The sequence below is a fragment of the Gordonia sp. NPDC003429 genome (assembly GCF_053588575.1).
On sequence record NZ_JBSFQF010000016.1, the window covers coordinates 1 to 23,421 of the forward strand.

18 protein-coding genes and 1 tRNA gene are annotated in these 23,421 nt (G+C 66.1%); 8 read left to right on the forward strand and 11 right to left on the reverse strand.

All coding sequences use genetic code 11. The features are described 5' to 3' along the window. Positions 1-182: 182 nt before the first annotated feature. Both ACWDSI_RS16735 and ACWDSI_RS16740 read right to left on the reverse strand, forming a co-directional pair. Positions 183-1,481: a hypothetical protein gene (locus ACWDSI_RS16735; RefSeq protein WP_449757225.1), complete on the reverse strand. Its 1,299-nt coding sequence runs from the start codon at positions 1,479-1,481 to the stop codon at positions 183-185. A gap of 129 nt (positions 1,482-1,610) precedes the next feature. Continuing rightward, positions 1,611-1,681 (reverse strand) — tRNA-Gly (locus ACWDSI_RS16740). A gap of 138 nt (positions 1,682-1,819) precedes the next feature. Here ACWDSI_RS16740 and ACWDSI_RS16745 point away from each other — a divergent pair. Then, positions 1,820-2,467, forward strand: a complete 648-nt coding sequence (locus ACWDSI_RS16745) for a TetR family transcriptional regulator (RefSeq protein WP_449757226.1) — start codon at positions 1,820-1,822, stop codon at positions 2,465-2,467. A 1-nt stretch (position 2,468) separates the two neighbouring features. Further along, a complete protein-coding gene (locus ACWDSI_RS16750; RefSeq protein ID WP_449757227.1) occupies positions 2,469-3,242 on the forward strand; it encodes an SDR family NAD(P)-dependent oxidoreductase in 774 nt (257 codons plus the stop codon). A 36-nt stretch (positions 3,243-3,278) separates the two neighbouring features. On the opposite strand, the gene ACWDSI_RS16755 is transcribed toward ACWDSI_RS16750, so the two are convergent. Continuing rightward, positions 3,279-4,742 carry a hypothetical protein gene (locus ACWDSI_RS16755; RefSeq protein ID WP_449757228.1) on the reverse strand — a complete coding sequence of 488 codons (1,464 nt, stop codon included), beginning with the start codon at positions 4,740-4,742 and terminating at the stop codon, positions 3,279-3,281. A 216-nt stretch (positions 4,743-4,958) separates the two neighbouring features. Here ACWDSI_RS16755 and dcd point away from each other — a divergent pair, with 216 nt between their 5' ends. The 3 genes from dcd (at position 4,959) to ACWDSI_RS16770 (ending at position 8,319) form a co-directional block, all read left to right on the forward strand. Further along, complete coding sequence (gene dcd, locus ACWDSI_RS16760; protein WP_449748256.1) at positions 4,959-5,534, forward strand: dCTP deaminase; 576 nt, start codon at positions 4,959-4,961, stop codon at positions 5,532-5,534. 106 nt (positions 5,535-5,640) lie between these two features. Next, on the forward strand, positions 5,641-7,053 hold the full coding sequence (locus tag ACWDSI_RS16765) for a UDP-glucose dehydrogenase family protein (protein ID WP_449757229.1): 1,413 nt from the start codon (positions 5,641-5,643) through the stop codon (positions 7,051-7,053). Between the two features lie 63 nt (positions 7,054-7,116). Beyond that, complete coding sequence (locus tag ACWDSI_RS16770; RefSeq protein ID WP_449757230.1) at positions 7,117-8,319, forward strand: hypothetical protein; 1,203 nt, start codon at positions 7,117-7,119, stop codon at positions 8,317-8,319. On the opposite strand, the gene ACWDSI_RS16775 is transcribed toward ACWDSI_RS16770, so the two are convergent. Together ACWDSI_RS16775 and ACWDSI_RS16780 are read right to left on the reverse strand one after the other, a co-directional pair. Continuing rightward, complete coding sequence (locus ACWDSI_RS16775) at positions 8,279-9,091, reverse strand: MerR family transcriptional regulator (RefSeq protein ID WP_449757231.1); 813 nt, start codon at positions 9,089-9,091, stop codon at positions 8,279-8,281. The two genes, ACWDSI_RS16770 and ACWDSI_RS16775, sit on opposite strands and share 41 nt — an antisense overlap. Further along, complete coding sequence (locus ACWDSI_RS16780) at positions 9,091-9,669, reverse strand: TetR/AcrR family transcriptional regulator (protein ID WP_449757232.1); 579 nt, start codon at positions 9,667-9,669, stop codon at positions 9,091-9,093. The genes ACWDSI_RS16775 and ACWDSI_RS16780 overlap by 1 nt, the downstream gene beginning before the upstream one ends. An 86-nt stretch (positions 9,670-9,755) precedes the next feature. Here ACWDSI_RS16780 and ACWDSI_RS16785 point away from each other — a divergent pair, with 86 nt between their 5' ends. Next, positions 9,756-11,324, forward strand: a complete 1,569-nt coding sequence (locus tag ACWDSI_RS16785) for an MFS transporter (protein ID WP_449757233.1) — start codon at positions 9,756-9,758, stop codon at positions 11,322-11,324. Here ACWDSI_RS16785 and ACWDSI_RS16790 read toward each other — a convergent pair. The 6 genes from ACWDSI_RS16790 to ACWDSI_RS16815 all read right to left on the reverse strand — a co-directional run bounded on the left by ACWDSI_RS16790 (position 11,286) and on the right by ACWDSI_RS16815 (position 20,662). Continuing rightward, on the reverse strand, positions 11,286-12,425 hold the full coding sequence (locus tag ACWDSI_RS16790) for a PDR/VanB family oxidoreductase (RefSeq protein ID WP_449757234.1): 1,140 nt from the start codon (positions 12,423-12,425) through the stop codon (positions 11,286-11,288). The two genes, ACWDSI_RS16785 and ACWDSI_RS16790, sit on opposite strands and share 39 nt — an antisense overlap. Positions 12,426-12,444: 19 nt before the next feature. After that, positions 12,445-13,371, reverse strand: coding sequence for a metal-dependent hydrolase (locus ACWDSI_RS16795; RefSeq protein ID WP_449757235.1), 927 nt, complete (start codon positions 13,369-13,371; stop codon positions 12,445-12,447). A gap of 18 nt (positions 13,372-13,389) precedes the next feature. Continuing rightward, positions 13,390-13,824, reverse strand: coding sequence for an alpha/beta fold hydrolase (locus ACWDSI_RS16800; protein WP_449757236.1), 435 nt, complete (start codon positions 13,822-13,824; stop codon positions 13,390-13,392). Positions 13,825-14,079: 255 nt separating this feature from the next. Then, a complete protein-coding gene (locus ACWDSI_RS16805; protein ID WP_449748247.1) occupies positions 14,080-15,333 on the reverse strand; it encodes a pyridoxal phosphate-dependent aminotransferase in 1,254 nt (417 codons plus the stop codon). Between the two features lie 242 nt (positions 15,334-15,575). Further along, positions 15,576-19,052: a heterodisulfide reductase-related iron-sulfur binding cluster gene (locus tag ACWDSI_RS16810; RefSeq protein ID WP_449757237.1), complete on the reverse strand. Its 3,477-nt coding sequence runs from the start codon at positions 19,050-19,052 to the stop codon at positions 15,576-15,578. A gap of 191 nt (positions 19,053-19,243) precedes the next feature. Further along, positions 19,244-20,662, reverse strand: a complete 1,419-nt coding sequence (locus tag ACWDSI_RS16815; protein WP_449748245.1) for a WS/DGAT/MGAT family O-acyltransferase — start codon at positions 20,660-20,662, stop codon at positions 19,244-19,246. Between the two features lie 127 nt (positions 20,663-20,789). Here ACWDSI_RS16815 and ACWDSI_RS16820 point away from each other — a divergent pair, with 127 nt between their 5' ends. Both ACWDSI_RS16820 and ACWDSI_RS16825 read left to right on the forward strand, forming a co-directional pair. Then, positions 20,790-21,410, forward strand: coding sequence for a SanA/YdcF family protein (locus ACWDSI_RS16820; RefSeq protein WP_449757238.1), 621 nt, complete (start codon positions 20,790-20,792; stop codon positions 21,408-21,410). Between the two features lie 50 nt (positions 21,411-21,460). Beyond that, complete coding sequence (locus ACWDSI_RS16825; protein ID WP_449757239.1) at positions 21,461-23,413, forward strand: 3-oxoacyl-[acyl-carrier-protein] synthase III C-terminal domain-containing protein; 1,953 nt, start codon at positions 21,461-21,463, stop codon at positions 23,411-23,413. Positions 23,414-23,421: the final 8 nt, after the last annotated feature.

Here is a 23,421-nt window from a genome sequence, read left to right on the forward strand (position 1 = left end):
CCGCTCACGGGTCTCCTGGTCGAACTTCCGTGGTGCTCCCATATCCGTATTCTCCTGGTGAGATCACGGTCTCCACCAGACCCAGGACGGTTCACCTCGACGATCGTGCAGTGGCACCGTGAGGGTTGGGTCCTGATGCGCCGGTGATGTACTGGTGCAGTGCTTCCGGGATGTCCGATCCGCTATGCTGGAACCGGCGTCTTCCACGGTCCATGGTTTAGGTAGAAAGCAAACACTGAGTCTTCTATATAGAGCTTGTCGTCTTTGAATGACAGTGCCGGGTCGCTATCGCCTTTGCTTGCTTGAGCAATTTTATCTAGTCCACGCAGCACGCTGGTTATACGTCCACGTTTTACAGTTTCGCTCGTGTATTGGTTGACTTGATTCTGGATGTCACGAACGGAGTGTTGCATCGGAGGTGTCAATTCTTGCAGCGCCTTCATCACGACGCCGTAGACATCAGTCGGCTCATCCATGCCATGCAGATGAACCGCTTTTCTGTCCTTTCCTCGCGTCGGCAGTCCCTCAAGAAGTTTCTCGAAGAATGGGGGTTCGGACGCAGTCGCAGCCGTCCGGAGAAGGGCGTGAAGATTGTCCGGTATGTTGATGGAGCGGGTAGGTTTGACTGTCTCGATAAGTCCGAAACCTTCACGCAGGACTGTGTAGCAGAGTTCCTGCATGATGTGAGGGGAACCAAAGCTGTACCGAGCCAACTCGCTGGCTAGGGCGCCGCCCTGGTCATCCACATTCAAGAGTGAGAATCCCTGTTGCGCAATTAGCGACAGTTCGTCGACCTGCCACTCCGGAACTGGAAGTGCTTTGATCCGACCGTTGAGATCCTGCTCGTTCCGTACGGGATCGAAAGCCTGAGAAGGTATTGCAATGAGAACCACGCACGTGTGCCTGATGAGTGCTTTGATTGAACGTGCGATTCTCTTACGAATACCGGTCCCGACATGATGAAAATCGTCGATAATGATGGGGATTGGTGTCCTAGCTAACAGCGCCTTTGCCTGAGCCTCGGGTCGCAGCTGGTAGGTTGCGGAGGTCGAATTTGATTCACCGGAGGAATCCTCCGACTGTAGTCCGCCCTTGACGAAAGGTATGGACACCTCTCCAGACACAGAATCTGTTTTGTCGGTCTGACTCGTGGTTTCGCTCGTGACCTCTGCAGCAATTTGGAGCTGTTCGGCGATGAGCGCCCAGAAGTCGTCGATCGTCTCGACGTCGCTGCCCTGTATCCAGCAGCCAGCGTCGACAGGAACCACGCGCTCGACCAGCGATGTCTTTCCGCTCTTACTCGGCCCGAACACGGTCACGGCATTCGACGCCGTACGAAGGTGGCCCCGCAGCGCGGCCTCTAGTCCGACTCCAAGACGCGCGTTGTAGGTCGCGTCGGGCGTCTTCCCTGTCGAGAACACGCTTTCGATGGCCCATACGACAATGTCTTCGTCGTCCGTGATGTCGCCGTCGTAAGTCACGCACAGATGATGCCAGACAAACCCGACATCAACAGTGAACGACACAGGTGCGGCCCCTGCGCGGCCCCGAATCATCTGAACGAACCACGAAAGCCCCGGTCAAAACGCTCTGACCAGGGCTTTCGTCGGAGCCGATGACGGGAATCGAACCCGCGTATTCAGCTTGGGAAGCTGATGTTCTGCCATTGAACTACATCGGCGTGCGAGCCATGCTCGCGAACGACAGAGTAGCAAACCCAGCCCGCGGCACGGGTGAGTAGCCCTCGGCGGGTGCTGTCGACGGAAGAAACCAACCAGCCGGTTTGTATAAACCGACCGGCCGGTATATTGTTGGCGGCGTGAGTCCGACACATCCACCCACCGCCAAGGGTGCCGCCACGCGCGGTCACCTCCTGCAGGTGGCTGCACGGGTGTTCGCCGAGAAGGGCTACGAGGCCACACGGTTCAGTGAACTCATCGCCGAGTCCGGTCTCACCAAGGGCGCCTTCTACTTCTACTTTCCGTCGAAGGCGGCGCTGGCCGAGGCGGTCATCGACGATCAGGAGGAGCGGTGGGTACAGCACGTGCAGGGCCGCGTCCTCGCACTCGCGACCCCCACCGAGCAACTCGCCGACCTGATCCCGGCGATGCTCGACCTGCTCGACACCGACCCGGGAGCGTGGAGCGTCGTCCGGCTCGTACGTGAGCTGGCCGGATCGTCGACGACCGGTGAGGCATACGAGAAGCCGATGGCCGAGTGGATCGGCATGGTCGCCGACATTCTCCGCGCCGGTCAACAAGCCGGCGAGGTGCGCGCCGACATCGACGCGACTTCGGTCGCCACCGTCCTGGTGGGATCGTTCGACGGCATCAAGGGAATCGTCGACTCGATTCCGGCCGCCGAGCGGACAGCAGCGTTGCACCACTACGCCGGGATTCTCCAGCGGCTCGCACTTGATGGACTCGGAATCACGCACGCAGACAACATGACTCAACCCAAGGAGTGACATGGACTACCAGAACCGCACGGCACTGATCACCGGGGCCAGCGGGGGCATCGGCGAGGAGTTCGCCAAAGCCCTCGCCGCGCGAGGTGCGCAGCTGATCCTCGTGGCCCGTAGCGAGGACAAGCTCACCACGCTCGCCGAGACCCTGCACGCTGAACATGGGGTGCGCACCGAGGTCGTCGTCGCCGACCTGTCGCTGCCGGCCGCCGCCGACAAGGTGATCGCCGACGTCGAGGCACGCGGACTCACCGTCGACATCCTCATCAACAACGCCGGTTTCGGTACCCACGGATTCCTCGCCGAGGACGATCCCGCCCGCATTCGCGACGAGGTGGCACTCAACGTGGGTGCCCTCACCGACTTCACCACCGCATACCTCGCCCAGATGGCCGAGCGTGGCGCCGGAGTCATCATCAACGTCGCGAGTACCGCTGCCTTCCAACCGGTTCCGCGGATGGCCGTGTACGCGGCCACCAAGGCCTACGTGCTCTCGTTGAGTGAGGCGCTGTGGTGGGAGGGCAAGCAGAGCGGCGTGCGTGTGCTCGCATTGTGCCCGGGCGCCACCGACACCGGGTTCTTCGATGTTGTCGGTACCGACAATGCCGCGGCGGGTGCCAAGCGTTCCACCACGCAGGTGGTCGACACCGCGCTGCGCGCCCTCGATGCCGGCAAACCGAGCGTGGTGGACGGGCTGCAGAGCCGGATCGGCGCGGTGATGGGCCGTTTCGTGCCGACGCGTCTGATCCTCCGGATCTCCGAACGCGTGGTGCGTTAGGCGCGAGAGGCGGGCGGCGTCACCCCCGGCGCACCCCTACCAGCGCACCGTCGACACCGCGGTGCCCGGCTTGGCGGGCTTGCGGTCCTCGCTCAAACACATCGAGCGAAGAACGTTGTGGTACACCACGAGTCCGTACAGGTTGGGTGCCCCCAGAATGCCTGTGCCGTGCGGGATCATGTCCGACGTGATGCCGAGACCAGGGAACAGATCGTTGAGTAGCGACGCCGCGGGATCGGTTCCGCCGTTCTCCCACGCCAACTCGATCACGTGAGTGGTGAGCGCGTACGCGTAGTACGCCGCGGTCAGCGTCTTGGTGACCGACAGATCCCACAGCGGTTGCGTCGCCGCGAAGTCGGCGCCCTGATTCTTGTTGTGGTTCAACCCGATCACCACGTCCAGCGGTGCGCCGCCGACGTAGGGGATCAGCACGCCGACCTGCGAGATCACGTACTCCGGTGTGTTGAAGTCGGCCGGGTCGGCCGGAATCAGGTTCTGGTTGACTCGGGTGGTCTTCATGAACTGCTGCACCTGGCCGGTGATCTGCCGGATCTGACGGTCGGTGACCGGGTTTCGGTTGATCGCCTGCAGGTAGTTCGACGTCCGGGTCACGATGCGGGACAACGGCAGCGTGCCGATGGCCGGGCAGGTTTGCGGGTCGGCCATGGAGACCTGGTTGGCGATGTCGCGGACGATGCCGGGAACCGCCCACGCGAAGCGCAGATCCTTGACCGGCTTTCCGGCGCGATCCTTCTGCTCCTTGGTGACCGAGACGATGCACGCGTTCACCAGGCCCTTGCTCAACGCCGAGAACAGCTGATTGGTGGCGAACACGCCCAGGAGAATCGGAAGGGTCAGCAGGGTTCCAACCGTGATGGGGCCGGCGACCGTGGCGATCGAGGGGATGGTGCGCCGCACGATGGTCAGCGGAACCAGCACCGTCACATACAGATAGAGGTAGACGGTCTCCACCGCTTGGGCCACCGTGAGGTTCTCCACGGTCATCGCGTCGGCGGTCTTGCCGTTGCGAACATTGATGAGCTGAGTGACGATCCACTGCGAAATGGGTTCGCGGTAGGTCATGATCGGCGACTTCTCGTTGGCTCCCATGTCATAGGGATGATTCGAGATCGCGAGCGTGGAGATCCGCATCCCGTCCATGTCGCGGTGCGCCGCCGCCTTGATCTGCGTCGAACTGTCCCGCACGTTCTGCGGCAGCACCGGAAGCAGCGAGTCGAAGATCGCGTCGTAGATCGCGCCGAAGGTGGCGAACCGTGATCCGACGCACTCCTTGGGAGTCGAGCCCGGCGTCGGCGGCTCGGGCCGTGGTTGCCCCGGTGTGGGGGCGGGCCCGGAATGTGGTGCCGCCGCTGCGATACCGGCCACACCCTTCTCGCCACCGAACGACACCACCAGACTCAATATCACCCCGATCACCACCAGCCCCAGGCGTTTCCGCCGATGTGCCGACGCCGATGAATGACCCGAATGAGCGCCCATATTCTCTTTCCCCGACAAGCTATGTGACCGGTTGGAAGCGCCGCGTGACCGGCGCCGGGCACGACGATAGGTCATCTGACCTGAATCGGCGACCCCTGGAACCCGACTGACCTCAAGTACCCAGCACGCGACTCCGACCGTTCATCTGCCCGTTGGCCCCGCGTCGCCGAGCCCGTCCCGCCGCCGCGGGCGACCCGGTCCGATACGCTCGCAGACGTGTTGCTCTCCGACCGCGATATCCGTGCCGAGGTCTCCGCCGGACGCCTGTCGATCGACCCCTTCGACCCGGCTCTCGTCCAGCCGTCGAGTGTCGACGTCCGGCTCGACAGCCTCTTCAGGGTTTTCAACAACACCCGCTACACCCACATCGACCCGGCGCAACGCCAGGACGAGCTCACCACGCTGGTCGAACCGGCCACCGGCGAGCCGTTCGTGCTGCATCCCGGCGAGTTCGTCCTCGGCTCCACCCTCGAGGTGTGTTCGCTGCCCGACTACCTCGCGGGCCGGCTCGAGGGCAAGTCGTCGCTCGGGCGCCTCGGGTTGCTGACGCATTCGACGGCAGGTTTCATCGACCCCGGCTTCTCCGGACACATCACCCTCGAGCTGTCCAACGTGGCCAACCTGCCCATCACGCTGTGGCCCGGGATGAAGATCGGCCAGCTGTGCCTGTTCCGGCTGAGCAGTCCGGCCGAGAATCCCTACGGCAGCGCCGCCGTCGGATCGAAGTATCAGGGCCAGCGCGGCCCCACCCCGTCCAAGGCCTACCTCAACTTCATCCGCGACGACGGCTGAGTTGGCCCTCTGTTCACCGTTCCCGTAACGGAGTTCACCGACCGGCCCGCGACAGGCCACGCCTGCTTTGGTTGCCGGAAGATCCTCCCGCGTAGTCACTTCAGATATGAAGCTCACTGTGATCGGGTGCGGATACCTCGGAGCTACCCATGCCGCATGTATGGCAGAACTCGGGCACGACGTCGTCGGAGTGGATGTCGACCCCGGCAAGGTGGAGTTCCTCGCCGCCGGCGAGGTGCCGTTCTTCGAACCGGGCCTCGCCGACATCCTGCGACGCAACATCGACGCAGGCCGTCTGCGTTTCACCACCGATCACCGGATCGCCGCGGCCCACGGCAACGTGCACTTCATCGGCGTGGGAACCCCGCAACGCGCACGCGGGTACGCCGCGGACACCTCGTATGTCGACGCCGCGGTCGATGCGCTCGTGCCGCATCTGCGCGGGCCGCACCTGATCATCGGCAAATCGACGGTCCCGGTGGGAACCGCGGCCGGTCTGGCGCAGCGTATCGCCCTGCGCGCCGCGGCGGACACCACCATCGAACTCGCGTGGAGTCCGGAGTTTCTGCGCGAGGGATTCGCGGTGGAGGACACCTTGACCCCCGACCGCATGGTGATCGGCACCGATCCACTGGATACCGACACGTCCGCGGTGGCGGTGATCAGCGAGATCTATCGGGAGATCCTCGATTCCGGCACACCATTGATCCACACCGACTGGGCAACAGCAGAATTGGTAAAGACCTCGGCGAATGCGTTTCTGGCCACCAAGATCTCGTTCATCAACGCCATCAGTGAGCTGTGTGAGATCGCCGGGGCCGACGTCTCCACACTCGCCGACGCGATCGGCTACGACCAGCGCATCGGACGGCGATTCCTCAACGCAGGACTCGGTTTCGGCGGTGGATGCCTCCCCAAGGACATCCGCGCCTTCGTCGCCCGCGCCGAGGAACTCGGTGCGCATGGGGCGCTGCGGTTCCTGCACGAGGTGGATGCCATCAACATGCGCAGGCGTACCGCCATGGTCGACCTCGTCACGCAGGTGTGCCCGCGTGATCTGCTGGGCGCCAACGTGGCCGTGCTGGGCGCCGCGTTCAAACCCGAGAGCGACGACGTCCGCGACTCCCCGGCGCTGAGCGTGGCCGGTCAACTGGCGCTGCGCGGTGCCGCGGTCACCGTTTTCGATCCCAAGGCCAACGCCAACTCCCGCCGGATGTATCCGCTCCTCGGTTATGCCGAATCGGCCACCGACGCCGTCCGCGACGCCGACGTCGTGGTGATCGCCACCGAGTGGGCCGAGTTCGTGCACATGACGCCCGACGAACTCGAACCCATGGTGCGCGCACGCGTCATCGTCGACGGCAGGCGTTGCCTCGACCCGCAGACCTGGCGTCACGCCGGGTGGACCTATCACGCCCTGGGCGGCACCACCGGCGCACCGTCGCAGACCCCGAGAAGTGCTGCTCAAGCCCCGTTTCGACGATCAGCCGACGCCGCCTCACCGGTGGTGCACCACTAGCGCATGCTAGGTTGAGCAGTCGAGGGCCGGGGACGCTCGGCCCATGGGGGATCACAGAGTCGAATGGGTGATGACACGACCGCGATGACACGCGTCCTCGACGCGTCCGTGGTCGAGCGTGCGCGTAACCTTCTGCGCCGCCGCGGCACCGATCTGCACACCTCGTTTGCGCTGGTCGTCGTCACCGATGCCGGAGTCGACGTCGCCGTCGTCGATGCCGCCGACGGAGTGGTGATCGACGAACGGCGCGTCCCGGGCACCGCGGCCGCTGAACTCGACGAACTCGTGGCCGAGCACCTGGTGCAGGTGGGGCGCGTGCAGACGCCGGAGAACGACGAGTGGTGGTCGGAGTTGCGATCGCTTGCCGAACGCGGGCGTGCACGTCTGGTGGAGTCCGATGGCACCTTCATCATGGGGCAGCAGCATGTCCGGCTCTTTCGGGTGACGCGCCGTGACCTCGCCGACGCCACCCGCGATGTGGCCGAAGGGCTGCCGTCGTTTGCCGAGCAGATGGCGCACGATCACGGCAGAGATCTCGACGCGCTCGTGCTGGCCGAAAGCCACCCGTGCTGGCCGGGGTTGCCCGCCGTGCTCGCCCCGGTCACCGCGGTACCGATCGTCGTGCTCGACGGCGTGATCCCCATCGACGTTTCGCCTGAGCCTGAGCCTGTGCCCGTGGCTGCCGACGACGTGCCACCCGTCGAAGTAGCCCCCGACGAATCACTTCTCGACGAATCACTTGACTGCGACGTGGCCCCCGCCGGGCCGCCGTCCGCCGACCTCGAGATCGCGCCGGACCGCCCCGACGAGAACGCCCTCGAGGTGACCGACCGGATCGAGCCGGTGGCGGTGCCCACCCTGGCTTACTCAGCGGTGCCCGCGACACCTGCTGGGCCCCAACAGGTGTCGTCGCCGCGCGGGTCGCGGATTCGCACCAAGGTGCTCGTCGGAGTGATCGGTGCGGGTGTGCTGGCTGCCGGGGCCACGGCCACCGCGGTGGCCGTCACCGGGCATTCCGCGTCACCGACGGTGATGGCCAGTCCGTCTCAGAAGCCTTCCACCACAACGCTGTATGCCGATCTCGCCGACCTCGCAGAGGCGGGTCGTCCCGCCGCGACCTACGTGCCTCCGCCCCCACCACCGCCGCCCCCACCGGCGGCGACATCGGACCGTCGCCCGGCACCCCCCGCTCCGGCTCCTCGACCGCGTCCACGTCCGCGTGTGGTCATTCCGATTCCGGGCCTGCCCCCGATTGTGGTTCCGTAGCAACATTCTCGTCGCCATGGGCGCGACCGAGATAATCGTCGAGCTGCCGGGCCATGTCGCGGTCGAGGGCCCGGTCGAGCGCGTTGTGCGCCGAAATCGAGCCGGCGCGTTTGAGTTCGGCGAGAAGGTCGGTCGCCCATTCGGATTCGGCTGTGGTCTGGGGGAGCCAACCGTCCGAACGACCTTCGGTGATGGCTCGACGGCCGGCGGAGATCACCGTGGCCGCAACCGCATCCATGTCACGGTCGAGCGCTTCGTGCACGTCGAGGATGTACCTGAGCGACAGTCCTCGTTTGATCAGTCTGCTGTACGCGGTCACGGTCTCCTCGTCGAGGAGAATGTAGCCGGCCGGCGGGCTCGCGGAGTCGTCGGGACGGATCAGCCCGAAGTCGTTGAGCCGCTGCAGATATGCGGGATTGCTGGTGTTCAGCATCTCGGCGAGTTCCGCGGTGGACACCGAACGACGCGACGTGCTGGCCCAGGGTGTGGCCACCACCTCACGCAGACCGAGCACATCTGCGAGGTCGTCGCCACGCTGCACCCCGGACAGGAAGTCGCCGATGTGGCGGATGGTGAAGCCGCGCCGGAGCAGATCGTTGATCACCTTGAGCCGGGCCAGGTGCGCGTCGGTGTAGATCGCGATGCGGCCGCGACGATGCGGGCGCGGCAGCAACCCGCGGTCCTGGTAGCCGCGGACATTGCGGGTGGTGGTCCCCGCAGCCCGGGCCAGGTCGTCGATGCGGTATTCGACCGTCGGTTCCGGCTCCGGCATCAGGGCCGCACCCCCCGGGCGATCAGTCCGAGCACCTGCTCGTAGTTGGCCACCGCATCGACGGTGGGCGGATGGCTGGCGGCCAGTTCCAGTGATACCGCCCCGTGTACGCAACTCCAGATCTGCATGGCCAGCGCGGCCGCGTCGCCGCCCACGATCACCCCGCCCGCCTGCCCGTAGCGCACGATCTCGGTGAGCGCGGCGAAGGCATTCCCCGCCGACTCATCGTCGGGATGACAGTCCGAGGAGAACATCAGCGCGTAGACCACGGGGTAGGTGGTGGCGAACTCGCGGTATGCCCTCCCGCTGTGCGCCAGGCGCACCCGCGGATCGTCGTCGGTGACCGCGATGAGCCTGGCGAACTCGTCGAACGCGTCGGAGACGAGAGCGTCGAGCAGACCCTCCTTGCCGTCGAAGTGGTTGTAGACGCCCATCGGGGCGACACCCGCGTCGGTCGCGACCGCCCGGATGGTGAGGCCGGCAACGCCGTCACGTTCCAGAATTCGGCGCCCGGAGGCGACGAGATTGCTCCTGACCTCGATGGCTGGGGTTCGGCGAGTACTGCGGGTGGCGGCCATATTGACAATCTACTGGAACTGTGTGCTACTAGAAAAGAACAACGTTCTATAACAATGGATCGCCACTCTACTAACGGAGGTTTCAGATGCGAACTCGGTGGTGGGCGCTGGGCGCCCTGTGCTTTGCCGAACTGCTCGTGATGATCGACAACACGATCGTCAACGTCGCGTTGCCCACAATGGCCCGTGATTTGGGGGCGGGAATCTCGGGTCTGCAATGGATCGTCGACGCATACACGCTCGTCTTCGCCGGACTGCTCCTGACCGGCGGATACCTCGGCGACCGCTTCGGTCATCGACGGATGCTGCTGACCGGCATCGTCGGCTTCATGGCCGTGTCGGCGCTGGCGGCGGAGTCCTCGACGCTCCGCGAGCTCATCGTCGCCCGCGGCGGACTCGGTGCGTTCGCGGCCCTGGTGTTCCCGGCGACGCTCGCGTTGATCGTCACCGTCTTCACCGACCGCGCGCAGCGTGCGGCGGCGGTGGGCATCTGGGCGGCCACGTCCGGAGTCGCGGTGGCGATCGGGCCGGTGCTGGGCGGCTGGCTCTTGGAGCACTTCAGCTGGTCATCGGTGTTCTGGGTGAACGTGCCAATCGGGGCGCTGGCCGTGGCCGCCATCATCGCGGTGGTTCCCGGCACCCGGCCCCACGCGGTCTCGCGGTTCGATCTGCCCGGGTTGCTGCTCTCGATCGCCGGGCTGGGACTACTGACCTATTCGGTGATCGAGGGACCGCACTTCGGGTGGACCGACCCGCGCACCATCGGCGGGCTCGCCGGCGCGGCGATCGCGCTCGCACTGTTCGCCGGGCGTGAACTGCGGGTGCCCCACCCGATCCTGGATCTCCGGTTGTTCGCCAACCGCCACTTCGCCACGGCCGCGGGCATGATCAGCGTCGCGTTCTTCGCGCTGTTCGGATTCATCTTCCTCATCACCCAGTTCTTCCAGGCGGTCAAGGGCTACGGGCCGCTCGAAGCGGGTCTGCGCACGCTGCCCTTCGCCGTGGTGATGGCGGTGTTCTCGCCGGTTGCCATGATGCTGGCACATCGGTTCGGTCCCCGGTTCGTGGCGGTCGCCGGATCGTTGCTCATGGCGGCGGGATTCGCACTGGTCGAATTGTCCTCTGCCGCATCGGGGTACTGGGAACTGATCGTCTGGTCGATGGCACTGATGGCTGCCGGTCTGGCCTTCATCTCCGGCCCCTGCACGCAGGTGATCATGGATTCGCTGCGCCCCGAGCAGGCCGGGGCGGGCTCGGCCGTCAACGACACCACGCGCGAGATCGGCGGCACCCTCGGGGTGGCGGTGCTGGGATCGGTACTGACATCGGTGTACGCGTCGGGTGTCGGGGAACGTCTTGCCGCACTAGGGCTTCCGCACGCGGTGTCGGCGATGGCGCAGGATTCGGTGATGGCCGGAGTGCAGGTGGCCCAGCAGGCGCCCGCAACCATGGCCGCCGGCATCCGGTCGGCGGTGCAGGACGTGTTCGTCGACGGGCTGCACAGCGCGGTGTGGGTGGCGGTGGCGGTCACCGTCGCCGCCGCGGTGGCCGCAGCGGTGTTGCTGCGCGGCGCGCCGAACCGGGACGATGCCGAGAGCAACTTGCCCACAAAAGATTCAGAGATCGAGGGTGAGGTGATCGCCGGCCGCGCGTGACACGCAGGTGAGGATGGTTCCGCCGGCGCGTTCGGGCTCGGTGAGGATGTTGTCGCGGTGGTCGATCGCACCAGACAGCGTCCTCACCTTGCAGGTGCCACAGAAGCCCTGCCGACACGAATACGGCACGGACGGCATCTCGCGTCGCAGTGCGGCGAGCAGCGGCTCGTCGGCGGCGACGGTGATCTGCCGGCCGGTGGATGCGATGGTGGCGGTGAATTCGCGACCGTCCTCCACCGGCGGCGGACTGAATCGCTCGTAGTGCAGCTCGATGTCGGGATGATCCCCGAGGTGACGTCGCAACGCTTCCAACATGGCGACCGGCCCGCAGCAGTACACGGCGAGATTCGATGGTGTGCGGCCGGTTTCGGGATCGGCCGGCCCGAGCAGCTCGTCCATGGTGGGCAGTCCGTGCTCGTCGTCGGTGCGGATGGTGACCTTCTCGTCGAATGCCGAGACCTCGTCGATGAACGGAATCGAGTCGCGGCTTCGCCCGGAGTAGATCATCGACCAGTCCAGGCCGAAGCGTTGCGCGGCCCGGATCATCGGCAGGATCGGCGTGATACCGATCCCGGCCGCGATGAAACGCAACGACGTGGCGGGCGAGCCGTGCCCGGGCAGGGCAATAGGAAACGCATTGCGTGGACCCTTGATTCGGATGGTGTCACCGACGTGGAGGTCGTCGTGCACCTCCACCGAGCCACCGCCCCCGTCCGGGATGCGACGGACGGCGATGCGATACGTGTACCGATCGGCCGGGTCGCCGCACAACGAGTACTCCCGCATCCTGCCGGATGGCAGTAGAAGGTCGACGTGCGCGCCGGCATGCCACCGATCGAGCAGCTGACCGTCGAGGCCCGCGAACGTCAGCGCGACGACGTTCTCGTCCTGCGCCACCACCTGCCGTCCGACGATGCGCAGCGTGGTCACGCCGTCGTTTTCGACAGTCGGATGGAGTGGCGAGAAGGGGCGCCAGAACGGTATCCAGGTCTTGGACAGCACGGTGCCGAATGTCATCAGTGGATCGTGTCGCCACCGCCCATAAAGATGTGGTGGCGGCGAGGTCATCTCGGTGGTGTGCGGGTGTGCACGTTGATTCACGATCGCCTCCGGTCGGCGGTCACGGGGCGTTACGAGCCGCGGGTGAGGCCGCCAGATAGGCGACAGCCTGTGCAGTGGAACCGATTTCGCTCGGGTGAAAGCCGGGACGAAAGTAACTCAAGGTCGCCAGCAGTACGCTGCGGATCGGCGGCAGAACGCCCGCGCGAACTCCGCGCGCGTAATGGTACTGCCGATAGAAGTAGTTGTTGTGCCGGATTGCCGGGTCCTGGTGGGTGATGAACCGGAAGCCCCGGAAAAGAAGAATGAGCAGCGTCGGAAGCGCGATGAGCATGGCCCGTCCGCGTCGGAGGTAGCTGTCACCGAAGTAGACCGCGACGTCGTGTGCGACCGCTCGGTGTTCGACCTCCTCGGCTCCATGCCAGGTGAACAAATCCGTCATCGTCGGGTCGGCGCCGACTTCGGTCCAGGTGTTGTTCAGGGCGAAGTCACCGAGGATCGCGGTGTAGTGCTCGATGGCGGCGATGAGCCAGAGTCGCTCGACGAGATGCTTCTGCCGAGCCTGGGCGCTACCGGTCTCCGGTGGGCCGAGTACCTTTCGGAACATCCACTCCATCTGTCGGCAGTACGGCCGGGGGTCGATACCGTGGTGGTCGAGAAACTCCCACAGGACGTGATCGTGGGCCTCGGCGTGCATGGCTTCCTGGCCGACGAAACCGCGCATTGTCGCGGCGAGTTCCTCGTCGTGCACGAGCCCAAGCGCCTCGTTGTAGGTTTGGACGAACCACCGTTCTCCTTCGGGGAGAAGCAGATTGAGCACGCTGATGAAGTCAGACGCCACCGGGTGTCCGGGAATCCAGTGCAGTGGGACGTCGGACCAGTCGAACGCCACATTCCGCGCGTGTAGTTCGACCTCGCCCGGATCGGTTTCATCGGTATCCGGCACGTATGTTGATGTGACGGCGCGGTTTTCGGTGTGTGCGTGCATGGCTCCTCGCGCTCGTAGCTATCGGACCGATGTGTTGGCGTCGGGTGCCGACTCGTTGGACCGACGAGAGTCGTTGCGGTGTACGAAGTCGCGGACCATGTCGGCGACGTGGGCGGGGTGCGTTGTCGGAACCCAGTGGGGCGTCGGTGATTCATGACGGGCGAGGTCGGTGGCGTAGCGGCCTGTGTTACGCAGCAGGTGGGTGCGCACGGCGAAGTCGCGTGTGTTGACCAGTGGGCTGTCACTGCTGCCTTGCCCACGAGTGTCGTACGCGACAACCCGCGCGTCGTCGGCGAGGAGTCGGGCAACCCGGGTCCACACGTGATGGGCGTCCGGCCAACCATGCACCAACAGGACGGTCGGGCGGTCGTCGTCGGCCGGCTGACGGTCGAACTCGAAGACGGCCAGCCGCACTCCGTCGACGTCGACATACCCTTCGGCCCAATCGGTCATTCGTCACCCCTTCGGCACTGCAATGGGGTTAACGTAACCAAACGTCACAGATATGTCCAGGAATTGTGACAACGAAGAGTGTCACATGACGCCCCTCGTCGACGTCCGGTCAGGAGGACAGCGGGGCGGCCTCTTTGACGCGCAGCGAGTATCGCTCCGGCCGCAGCGTTCTACGCTCATACATGCCGGGTAACGGTTGGAAGAATCGGTTCGGTTACTGACGCAACGCTTTGGACTCCCACTCGACGCGGGAAGCTACTGCCGGTACGACGACAGGAAGTTGCCGATCCGGTCGATCGCGTCGCCCAGGTCGCGCGCCCAGGGCAGGGTGACGATACGGAAGTGATTGCTGTCGGCCATGTTGAAGCCACTGCCCTGAACCACCAGGATCTTCTCCTGCAGCAGGAGATCCTGGACGAACTGCTCGTCGTTGTGGATCTCGTGCACCTCGGGGTCGAGGCGCGGGAACGCGTAGAGCGCGCCCATCGGCTTCACGCAGCTCACGCCGGGGATCTTGTTGAGCTTCTCCCAGGTCACGTTGCGCTGTTCGAAGAGGCGACCGCCGGGCGCAACCAGCGCCTCGATGCTCTGGTAGCCGCCCAGCGCCACCTGGATGGCGTGCTGGCCGGGCACGTTGGCACACAAGCGCGTCGATGCGAGGATGCCGAGTCCCTCGATGAAGCCCCGGGCGTGGTCCTTGGGACCGGTGATCACCACCCAGCCCGCGCGGTAACCGCACACCCGGTAGGCCTTGGACAGGCCGTTGAAGGTCAGACACAGCAGGTCGGGGGCCAGGGCGGCGATGTTGGTGTGCTCAGCGTCGTCGTAGAGGATCTTGTCGTAGATCTCGTCGGCCAGGATGAGCAGCGAATGTCGTCGTGCGACGTCGGTGAGCTGTTCGAGCACCTCGCGTGAGTACACCGCGCCGGTGGGATTGTTCGGGTTGATCACCACGATCGCCTTGGTGCGGTCGGTGATCTTCGACTCGATGTCGGCGATGTCGGGGTTCCAGCCGTTGTCCTCGTCGCATTGGTAGTAGACGGGGCGGCCACCGGACAGCGCGGTCATCGCGGTCCACAGCGGATAGTCGGGGGCGGGGATCAGCACCTCGTCGCCGTCGTTGAGCAGCGCCTGCATCGTCATCGTGATCAGCTCGGACACGCCGTTGCCGAGGATCACGTCGTCGACGTCGAAGTAGGGGAAGTCGGGGATCAGCTCGTAGCGCGTCACCACGGCGCGGCGAGCCGAGAGCACCCCCGCCGACTCCGAATACCCCTGCGAATAGGGCAGCGCGTGGATCATGTCGCGCATGATGACGTCGGGTGCCTCGAACCCGAACAGGGCCGGGTTGCCGATGTTCAGCTTCATGATCCGGTGACCCTCGGCCTCGAGCCGCGCCGCGTGCGCATGCACCGGACCCCTGATCTCGTAGCACACGTTCTGCAGCTTCAGTGACTGCTCCAGCGGCTTCAGGTTCTGATTCAGGTGGGATACGTAAGGCCTACTCACGGGTTCAATTGTCGCAGCCGTGGGCAAATCAGTTTCGGGCGTGCCCACTTCCCGGTCGAGCGTGCCCACAATTCGGTCGAGCGTGCCCACAATTCGGTCGAGCGTGCCCACAATTCGGTCGAGCGTGCCCACTTTCCGGTCGAGCGTGCCCACTTTCCGGTCGGGCGTGCCCACATCCCGGTCGAGCGTGCCTGCCGGGCGCGCAGGTCGAACTCGACCAGCGAACTGGGCGAGTCGACCTTCTAGCGGTGACCGGGGCGCTTCTTGCCCGCGGCGATACCGAAGCCCTTCGCCTTCGCTGCTCCGGTTTCGCCGATGGTGCGGTCGTCGGGAGCTGAGCCGTTTCCGCTCGGTGCATCGGTCGCAGGTGTCTCGGCAGCGGGTGTCTCGGTCGGCGTAGGCGACGGCGCGTCGTCGACCGACTCGGCAGGCTCATCGTCGACAACCTCTGCCGGCGCCTGCGTCTCGACCGCGGGGGTCGACGCGACAGGCGCGGCCGCAGCCTTGCCGATGCCGCCGGGCCGCTTCTTGCCCGCGGCCATGCCGAAGCCCTTGGCCTTGGCCGGCTTCTCCTCGGTCACCGCGGGCACGCTCGACGTGGTTTCGGGCACGCTCGACTCGGAAGTGGGCACGCTCGACTCGGAAGTGGGCACGCTCGACTCGGAAGTGGGCACGCTCGACTCGGAAGTGGGCGCGCTCGACGTGGTTTCGGGCACGCTCGACTCGGAAGTGGGCACGCTCGACGCCTTGCCGACGCTGCCGGGCCGCTTCTTGCCCGCCGCCATGCCGAAGCCCTTGGCCTTGGCCGGCTTCTCCTCGGTCGTGGTCGGGGCCGCTGCGGTGGCCGACTCGGTGTCGGCGGTTGGGACCGCCTCGGGTGCCGACTCTGTCTCGGCGACGTTGCTCTCCGCCGGAGCGGTCACACCGGCGTCCGCGGCGGCCGCGTTCGGCTTGGCCGCACCCGGACCCTTGGCGCCCGGACGCTTGGCACCCGCGCCCATGCCGAATCCCTTGGCCGCGGCCTTCTTCGGCGCAGCCGGTGCCGCCGACTCCGTGGCAGCCGACTCCACCGCGGCCGACGATTCCGTCTCGGCCGGTGCGGGTGCTGCCGACGCCGCCGGGGCCTTCGCGGCGCCCGGCTTCTTGATGCCGCCCTTCATGCCGAATCCCTTTGCGGCAGGCTTCTTCTCGGCAGCGGGAGCGGTCTCCGCAGGCGCCGAATCTGCCGGGGCCTTGGCCGCTGCGCCGGGCTTCTTGCCGCCCTTCATGCCCAGCCCGACCTTCGGCTTCGGTGCAGTCTCGGTGGCCGCACCGGTCGCCGCTGCCGCAGCCCCAGCCCCGGCCGCAGCCGGAACCTTCTCGGGCTCCGGTTCCGGCTCCGGGGCCGGCTTGGCCACCGGTCCCAGGAACCGGCCGCTGCGGGTCACCTCGGGCAGGCCGCGCTTGACCGACGACAGCAGCAGCTGCGCGACGTCGACAACCTCCACCTTGCCCTCGTTCTCGGTGCCGCTGGTGCGGGCGGTCACGCCGTCGGTGAGCATCACCCGACAGAACGGGCAACCGGTCGCCACCTTCGTCGTCCCCGACGCGATGTCGCCGCCGAGGGTGTCGAGGGCCTCGTCCACCCGGTCGATGTTGATGCGCTTGCCGATCTGCTCTTCCATCCACATGCGGGCACCGCCGGCGCCGCAGCACATGGACCGTTCGCCGTGGCGCGGCATCTCGCGCAGATCCGACCCTGCCGCGGCCATCAGCTCACGCGGGGCGTCGTAGACCTTGTTGTGACGGCCCAGGTAGCAGGGATCGTGATAGGTCACGCCCTCGCCCATCGGGGCCACCGGGATGAGCCGCTTCTCGCGCACCAGCCGGTTGAGCAGCTGGGTGTGGTGCACCACTTCGTACTTTGCGCGGTTGCCATCGGGCCCGCTCGCTCCGCTCCCGGCGCCCAGTTGCGGGTACTCGTTGCCCAGGGCGTTGAAGCAGTGGGCACAGGTCACGACGACCTTCTTGCGCTGTTGCGGCGCGGTCGAGAAGACCTCGTTCATCATCTCGATGTTCTGCTGGGCGAGCATCTGGAACAGGAACTCGTTGCCCGCGCGGCGAGCGGAGTCGCCGGTGCAGGTCTCGCCCTCGCCGAGCACGAGGAAGTTGACCGCGGCGATGTCGAGCAGTTCGGCGACGGCCTTGGTGGTCTTCTTCGCGCGGTCCTCGTAGGCACCCGCACAGCCCACCCAGAACAGGTACTCGAAGCCCTCGAACGACTCGACATCCTGCCCGAACACCGGGATCTCGATGTCCATCTCGTCGATCCAGTTGGTCCGCGCCGACGCGTTCTGACCCCAGGGATTGCCCTTGTTCTCGAGATTCTTGAACATGCCCGCCAGCTCGGTGGGGAAGTCCGACTCGATGAGCACCTGGTAGCGGCGCATGTCGATGATGTGGTCGACGTGCTCGATGTCCACCGGGCACTGCTCCACGCAGGCGCCGCAGGTGGTGCAGCTCCACAGGGTCTCTGTGTCGATCACCGCGCCGAGCGTGTCGTCGACCATGCCGGTGCCCGCGGACTCGCCCACCAGTTTGCGATCGGCCTCGGCCCGCGCCGACTCGGGGATCTTCGCCAGCTTCGCCTCGTCGACGTTGCCGTCGGCGTCGACGAGACCCACCTCGTCGCCACCCATGTCCTTGCGACCACCCGCGATCAGGTAGGGCGCCTTGGCCTGCGCGTGGTCACGCAGCGACATGATGAGCAGCTTGGGACTCAGCGGTTTGCCGGTGTTCCACGCCGGACACTGACTCTGGCAGCGACCGCACTCGGTGCAGGTGGTGAAGTCCAGCCAGCCCTTCCAGGAGAAGTCCTCCACCTTGCCCGCGCCGAAGGCGTCGACGTCGGGGTCGGCGGTCTCCATGTCGAGCACCTTGCCCTGGCTCATCATCGGCTTGGCCGCGCCGAGCGCGACGCTGCCGTCCTGCTCACGCTTGAGATAGATGTTGAAGAATGCGGCAAAGCGGTGCCAGGCCACGCCCCAGTCGATGTTGACGCCCACCACGGCCAGCCACACCATGCCGCTCATCAGCTTGATCACGGCGGCGCCGGTGACCCAGTACTCCGACGAACCGGTGAAGAGCTGCGCGAAATAGTGGGTGAAGAACGACGTCCAGATCGGTGGGTCCTCGATACCCGAGGAGATCTTGAACGTCTTCACGAAGATCATGCCCAGACCCTCGAGCAGAACGACGGCCTCCACGAAGTAGGCGGCACCGAACTTCGACCCGGAGAACCGCGACAGCCGTGCGGGCACGCGCGGGTGGTTGATCTGACGGATGATGATCAGCGCGGTGATACCGATCACCGTGCCCAGGCCGAGCACCTCGTCGGCAAAGATGTAGACGTTCCACGCGCCGATCACCGGCCAGTGGAAGTGCGGGTCGAAGATCTGTCCGTAGGCCTCGAACCAGAAGATCGCGCCGATGAGGAAGCCGAACATCACCAGCCAGTGCGCCCAGCCGACAGTGCGGAACTTCACCATGCGGGTATGGGCGACGAACTCCTTGAGCATCGTCCAGAAACGTGGGAAGAACGGCCAGAACCGACTGCGGTCGACGCGCTGTCCCTGTGCGATCGCGCGGACCATGGTCCACACGCCGCGGAGGAACAGAGCCCAGCAGAACAGGCTGATGACCGCGGCTATCGTGCCGATGGTGATCGTCGTGGCATTCACGGCGTCCCGGCCCCTCTCTGGTTGATCATCGACCACCACTCGCGCCGGGCTGACGTGCGCGGGGTCGGACGTCTGTTAGAGGTAACCGTAAATCGTTCGGGCACCTCTTCGCCGCCAAGGCTGCCCTAACCACCGAAAAAGGACACGCCAGGGCGTAGTCAGATGATACTCACCGGTAACTTACTATCCAGTCAGTTCGCTACCGATGTGACGTGCGCAACCTTCTCCATCTCCTCGAGGGCGGTGTCGAGGTGGGTCAGCAGCCGCTGCAGGCTCGGCAACTCTTTCCGGGCGCCGATCAGCCCGAAATTGACGTGCTCGGCGGTGGTGGTGACGGTGACGTTGAGGGCCAGGCCTTCGAGTACCACCGACACCGGGTACACGCCGTCGAGTCGCGCTCCGTTCCAGTACAGATGCTCACTCGGACCGGGGACATTGCTGATGATCAGGTTGAACTGCGACGGGGCGTAGGAGACGAAACCCGGGATGGCGGCGAAGGCGAGGGAGGCGAACGTCGCCGCTCCGTAAGTCAACGCCTGCAGCGGGCTGAGGCTGCGGATCACCTGCTTGGATCTGCGGGTCGACTCGACGAGGGTGTTGATGCGTCGCTCCGGATCGGGCTGGTCGGTGGCCAGGTTCGCCATGACCACCGTGATCGCGTTGCCCTCCTTCTCGTCGTCGACGTGCATCGACACCGGCAGCGCGGCCACGAGCGGCGAATCGGGTAGTTGATCACGGTCGATGAGATAGGAGCGCAAGGCGCCGGAGGCCATTCCCACGATCACGTCGTTCAGCGTGATCTGCAGTTCGTCGGCCACCGCGCGCAGACGCTCGGTGGGCCACTGCTGGGCGGCGAAGCGTCGGGCGCTGCCGATCGGGACGTCGAGAATCGTGCGCGGCGCCACCTTGAACGGAGTCGCGAACTCGGGTTCGGTCAGCCCGTTCCACGCGATACGCGCGGTGGCCGGGGCCATGCCCACGATGTCGCCGGCAACCCCGACGGCCGCCCCCACCGCACCCCGGATCGCCGACAGCCCGGGCAGCTTCAGTCCGCCGCCGGCAGGTTTCTGCTGCTTGGGCCGTGCCCGGACGAGGGAGGGGTCCCAGGGTGCGGTGCCGTTGCGGTCGTCGGGATCGGCGGTCAGGGTGCGTTCGAGCAGGCGCAGCGCCGACACACCGTCGACCAGGGAGTGATGCACCTTGGTGTAGAGCGCCACCCGGCCGTCGGCCAGACCTTCGACGATGTGCAGTTCCCACATCGGACGGTTGCGGTCGAGGAGCGCGCTGTGATGCAGCGAGACGTACCGGAACAGTTCGCGAATCCGACCGGGTCGCGGCAGCACCGCGTGCCGGACGTGGTAGTCGAAGTCGATCTCGTCGTCGTACGACCACGCCATCAGGCCGAAGACCGCGGCGGGTGAGGCGGGACGTTTGCGGAACAGCGGACGCACCTCGGTGGCCGCGGAGAACCGCTCGATCATCTCTTCGGCCAGCTCTGAGGCGGTTTGTCCTTCTCGGGGGACGAAGAGTTGAAGTCCCCCGACGTGCATCGGTTGCTCGCGCGTCTCGGCGAACAGGAACATTGACTCGGTGACCGGCATGTACGGCATGCGCATTCCTCCCATATGGTGATCTGCCTCACGAGCTGTGGGAGGCGATGTGTATCTCACAGCCCAGTATCCACTGTGCGGTCAACCGCGTGCCGGCAAATGGTGGAGTGCTTCTACGGTGAGGGACGTGAATCGCGTGCGACGTCCCCGCGCCCGCACCGTCGTGGTCGCATCGTTGCTGGTTGCGGCGGCCACCGTGCTCGTGACCGCCAACGTCTGGGTCCTCGTCGCCGCGCGCGGAAGGATCGTCGATCCGGCAGGCGTCGCGCCCGGATCCACCGCCCTCGTGCTCGGCTCGCTGGTGTCCGACGGCGAGCCCGGCGACTACGTCCGGGGCCGTCTCGACACCGCGCTGGCCCTCTACCGGTCCGGACGGGTGGTGCGCATCATCAACTCGGGAAACGGATCGGCCGACGCGGGAAACGAACCAGCGGTGATGCGCTCCTACCTCGAGGCACGCGGAGTGCCCGCAGCGGTCATCGTCGACGATCCGGCCGGCTTCGACACCGAACAGAGCTGCGACCGGGTCGACGAGGTCGTCCGCGCGAACGACGGATCGACGCCTCCGATCGTCATCGTGACCCAGGACTTCCACCTGTCCCGCGCCATCGCGTTGTGTCGTCATCACGGAGTCGACGCGGCGGGTGTTGTGGCCGAATGTGATTGCAGTTGGTGGACTTTGGCGCGTAACCAGGTTCGCGAGAGCCTGTTCGCACGGCCCCGCGCGCTCTGGTCGGTGCTCACCTGATGACAGGTGCGACGGTGTCGGCGGCGACCGGAGGACGTTAGGTTGTGGTCATGCCGCAGTTCTCCCGGATCGAATCGATCGGCGCGTACGTACCCGACACGGTGCTGTCAACCGCGGATCTGCTCGCACGGCTACCCGACGAGTTCGCTCTCGACATCGAGGCCATCACCGGTATCGGCGAACGACGGATCGCGGGTACCTCGTCGCTGGACCTCGCCGTCCGCGCCGCCCGTGACGCGCTGGCCGCCTCCGAGTACCGCGCCGCCGACCTCGATGTGGTGATCTGCTGTTCCATCACTCGGACGGTCGAGCCCGGCCTCTTCACCCTCGAACCCTCGCTCGCGGCGCGGATCTGCAGCGAGATCGGCGCGTCGGCGGCATTGTCCTTCGACGTCACCAATGCGTGCGCGGGAATGCTCACCGGCATCAAGATCCTCGACGCGATGATCCGCGCGGGTGCGGCACAGACCGGCCTGGTGGTCAGCGGCGAGGACATCACCCCGATCTCCGACACCGCGGTCGCCGAGATCGCGTTGCCCTATGACCCGCAGTTCGCGTCACTGACGGTCGGCGACGCGGGGAGCGCGGTGATCCTCGACGTGTCCACCGATCCGGCCGATCGCATCGAGTACATCGAGTTGTTCACCGCCGCCGGATTCGCGCAGGCATGCCTCGGGATGCCCAGCGATCAACGACCGGGGGTGGCGCTGTACACCGACAACCGCACCATGCACAACGAATCGCGCTATCTGCTGTGGATGAACGCGCACCGTGACTTCCTCGACAAACGCGGAAGTGATTTCGCCGCCGAGGGTTACGACGCGATGGTGCACCACCAGGTGAGCGCACCGGGCATCGCCTTCGTCCAGACGATCGCCGAGCGTGAGTTCGGTACGACGATGCCCCCGCACCTCAACGTGCTCGCCGAGTATGCCAACACCGCCTCCACCTCCCACGCGCTGGTGCTGGCCACCCATATCAGGGAGAAGGGGATCGACCCCGGAACCCGGGTGCTGTTGGTGCCTGCGGCCAGCGGCGTGGTGGGTGGGTTCTGCTCGGTGACCCTCCACGACGCCGTGCGCCGGGTGCGCGCCGCCGGTGATCAAGATGAAAACGCCGCGGCGACAACCGATGTCATGCGCTCGGCCACCGCCGACGGTCAGGGCCGCAGCACGATCGCCGGGCTGGCCGTGGCCGACCCGGGCGACGAGACGTCGGCGATCACGCTGGCCGCCCGTGCGGGGCGCGCCGCGATCGCCGACGCCGGATGCGCCGACGACGACATCGACGTCCTCATCCACGTGGGCGTCTACCGGGACGACAACATCGTCGAACCGGCGGTCGCGGCCCTGGTGCAGCAGCGCATCGGTATCGGCCTCGACTACGGACGCGGCGATCACACCATGTACTCCTTCGACCTGATCAACGGCGCGGCCGGTGTGCTCGACGCGCTCGCCGTCGCCGACTCGCTGATCGCCTGCGGCGCAGGCACGGTGCTCATCACCGCCGCCGACGCACATCCCGGCGGCGACGCCGAGGACCGGTCGCCCGCCTTCCCGTATGGTCCGACGGCGGCCGCCGTCGTGGTCGCGCGGGCGCCCGACGACGACAGCGCCGCAACGGTTTTCGACGGTCTCGTGGCGGCCGCGGGCGACACCTCGACACCCGTCGGCTACTCGCGCATTCCCGACGTCGGGAACCGCGGGCGACGCAGCATCGTGGTCGACGCCCCGACGGTCGCCGACCTCGCGCCCCTTGTTGCCGACGTCGCGTCGAGGTCGGGCATCGTCACGGCGGTGCCAGCGGCACCCGCCGCGGTCGTGACCGCCGACGGACGGTGGTTCACCGCACCCGACACCGCGCACACGGCCGCACCGATCATCGCACTGGCATCCGCCCGCGACGCGGGCACCGATGCGGCGTGCCTGGTGACCGCCGGCGGCGGAAGACTGGCCGCCGCAGTACGTTTCGCCCATCGCCAGCCCTCTCCCGCAACACCGTGACGGTGCTG

Bases quoted from the DNA above. Each gene is read 5' to 3' on its own strand.
- ACWDSI_RS16750 (WP_449757227.1), top strand. From the start codon at position 2,469: ATGGACTACCAGAACCGCACGGCACTGATCACCGGGGCCAGCGGGGGC.
- ACWDSI_RS16780 (WP_449757232.1), bottom strand. From the start codon at position 9,669: ATGGCCGCCACCCGCAGTACTCGCCGAACCCCAGCCATCGAGGTCAGG.
- ACWDSI_RS16775 (WP_449757231.1), bottom strand. From the start codon at position 9,091: ATGCCGGAGCCGGAACCGACGGTCGAATACCGCATCGACGACCTGGCC.
- ACWDSI_RS16825 (WP_449757239.1), top strand. From the start codon at position 21,461: ATGCCGCAGTTCTCCCGGATCGAATCGATCGGCGCGTACGTACCCGAC.
- ACWDSI_RS16795 (WP_449757235.1), bottom strand. From the start codon at position 13,371: ATGCACGCACACACCGAAAACCGCGCCGTCACATCAACATACGTGCCG.
- ACWDSI_RS16755 (WP_449757228.1), bottom strand. From the start codon at position 4,742: ATGGGCGCTCATTCGGGTCATTCATCGGCGTCGGCACATCGGCGGAAA.
- ACWDSI_RS16800 (WP_449757236.1), bottom strand. From the start codon at position 13,824: ATGACCGATTGGGCCGAAGGGTATGTCGACGTCGACGGAGTGCGGCTG.
- ACWDSI_RS16785 (WP_449757233.1), top strand. From the start codon at position 9,756: ATGCGAACTCGGTGGTGGGCGCTGGGCGCCCTGTGCTTTGCCGAACTG.
- ACWDSI_RS16815 (WP_449748245.1), bottom strand. From the start codon at position 20,662: ATGCCGTACATGCCGGTCACCGAGTCAATGTTCCTGTTCGCCGAGACG.
- ACWDSI_RS16765 (WP_449757229.1), top strand. From the start codon at position 5,641: ATGAAGCTCACTGTGATCGGGTGCGGATACCTCGGAGCTACCCATGCC.
- ACWDSI_RS16770 (WP_449757230.1), top strand. From the start codon at position 7,117: ATGGGTGATGACACGACCGCGATGACACGCGTCCTCGACGCGTCCGTG.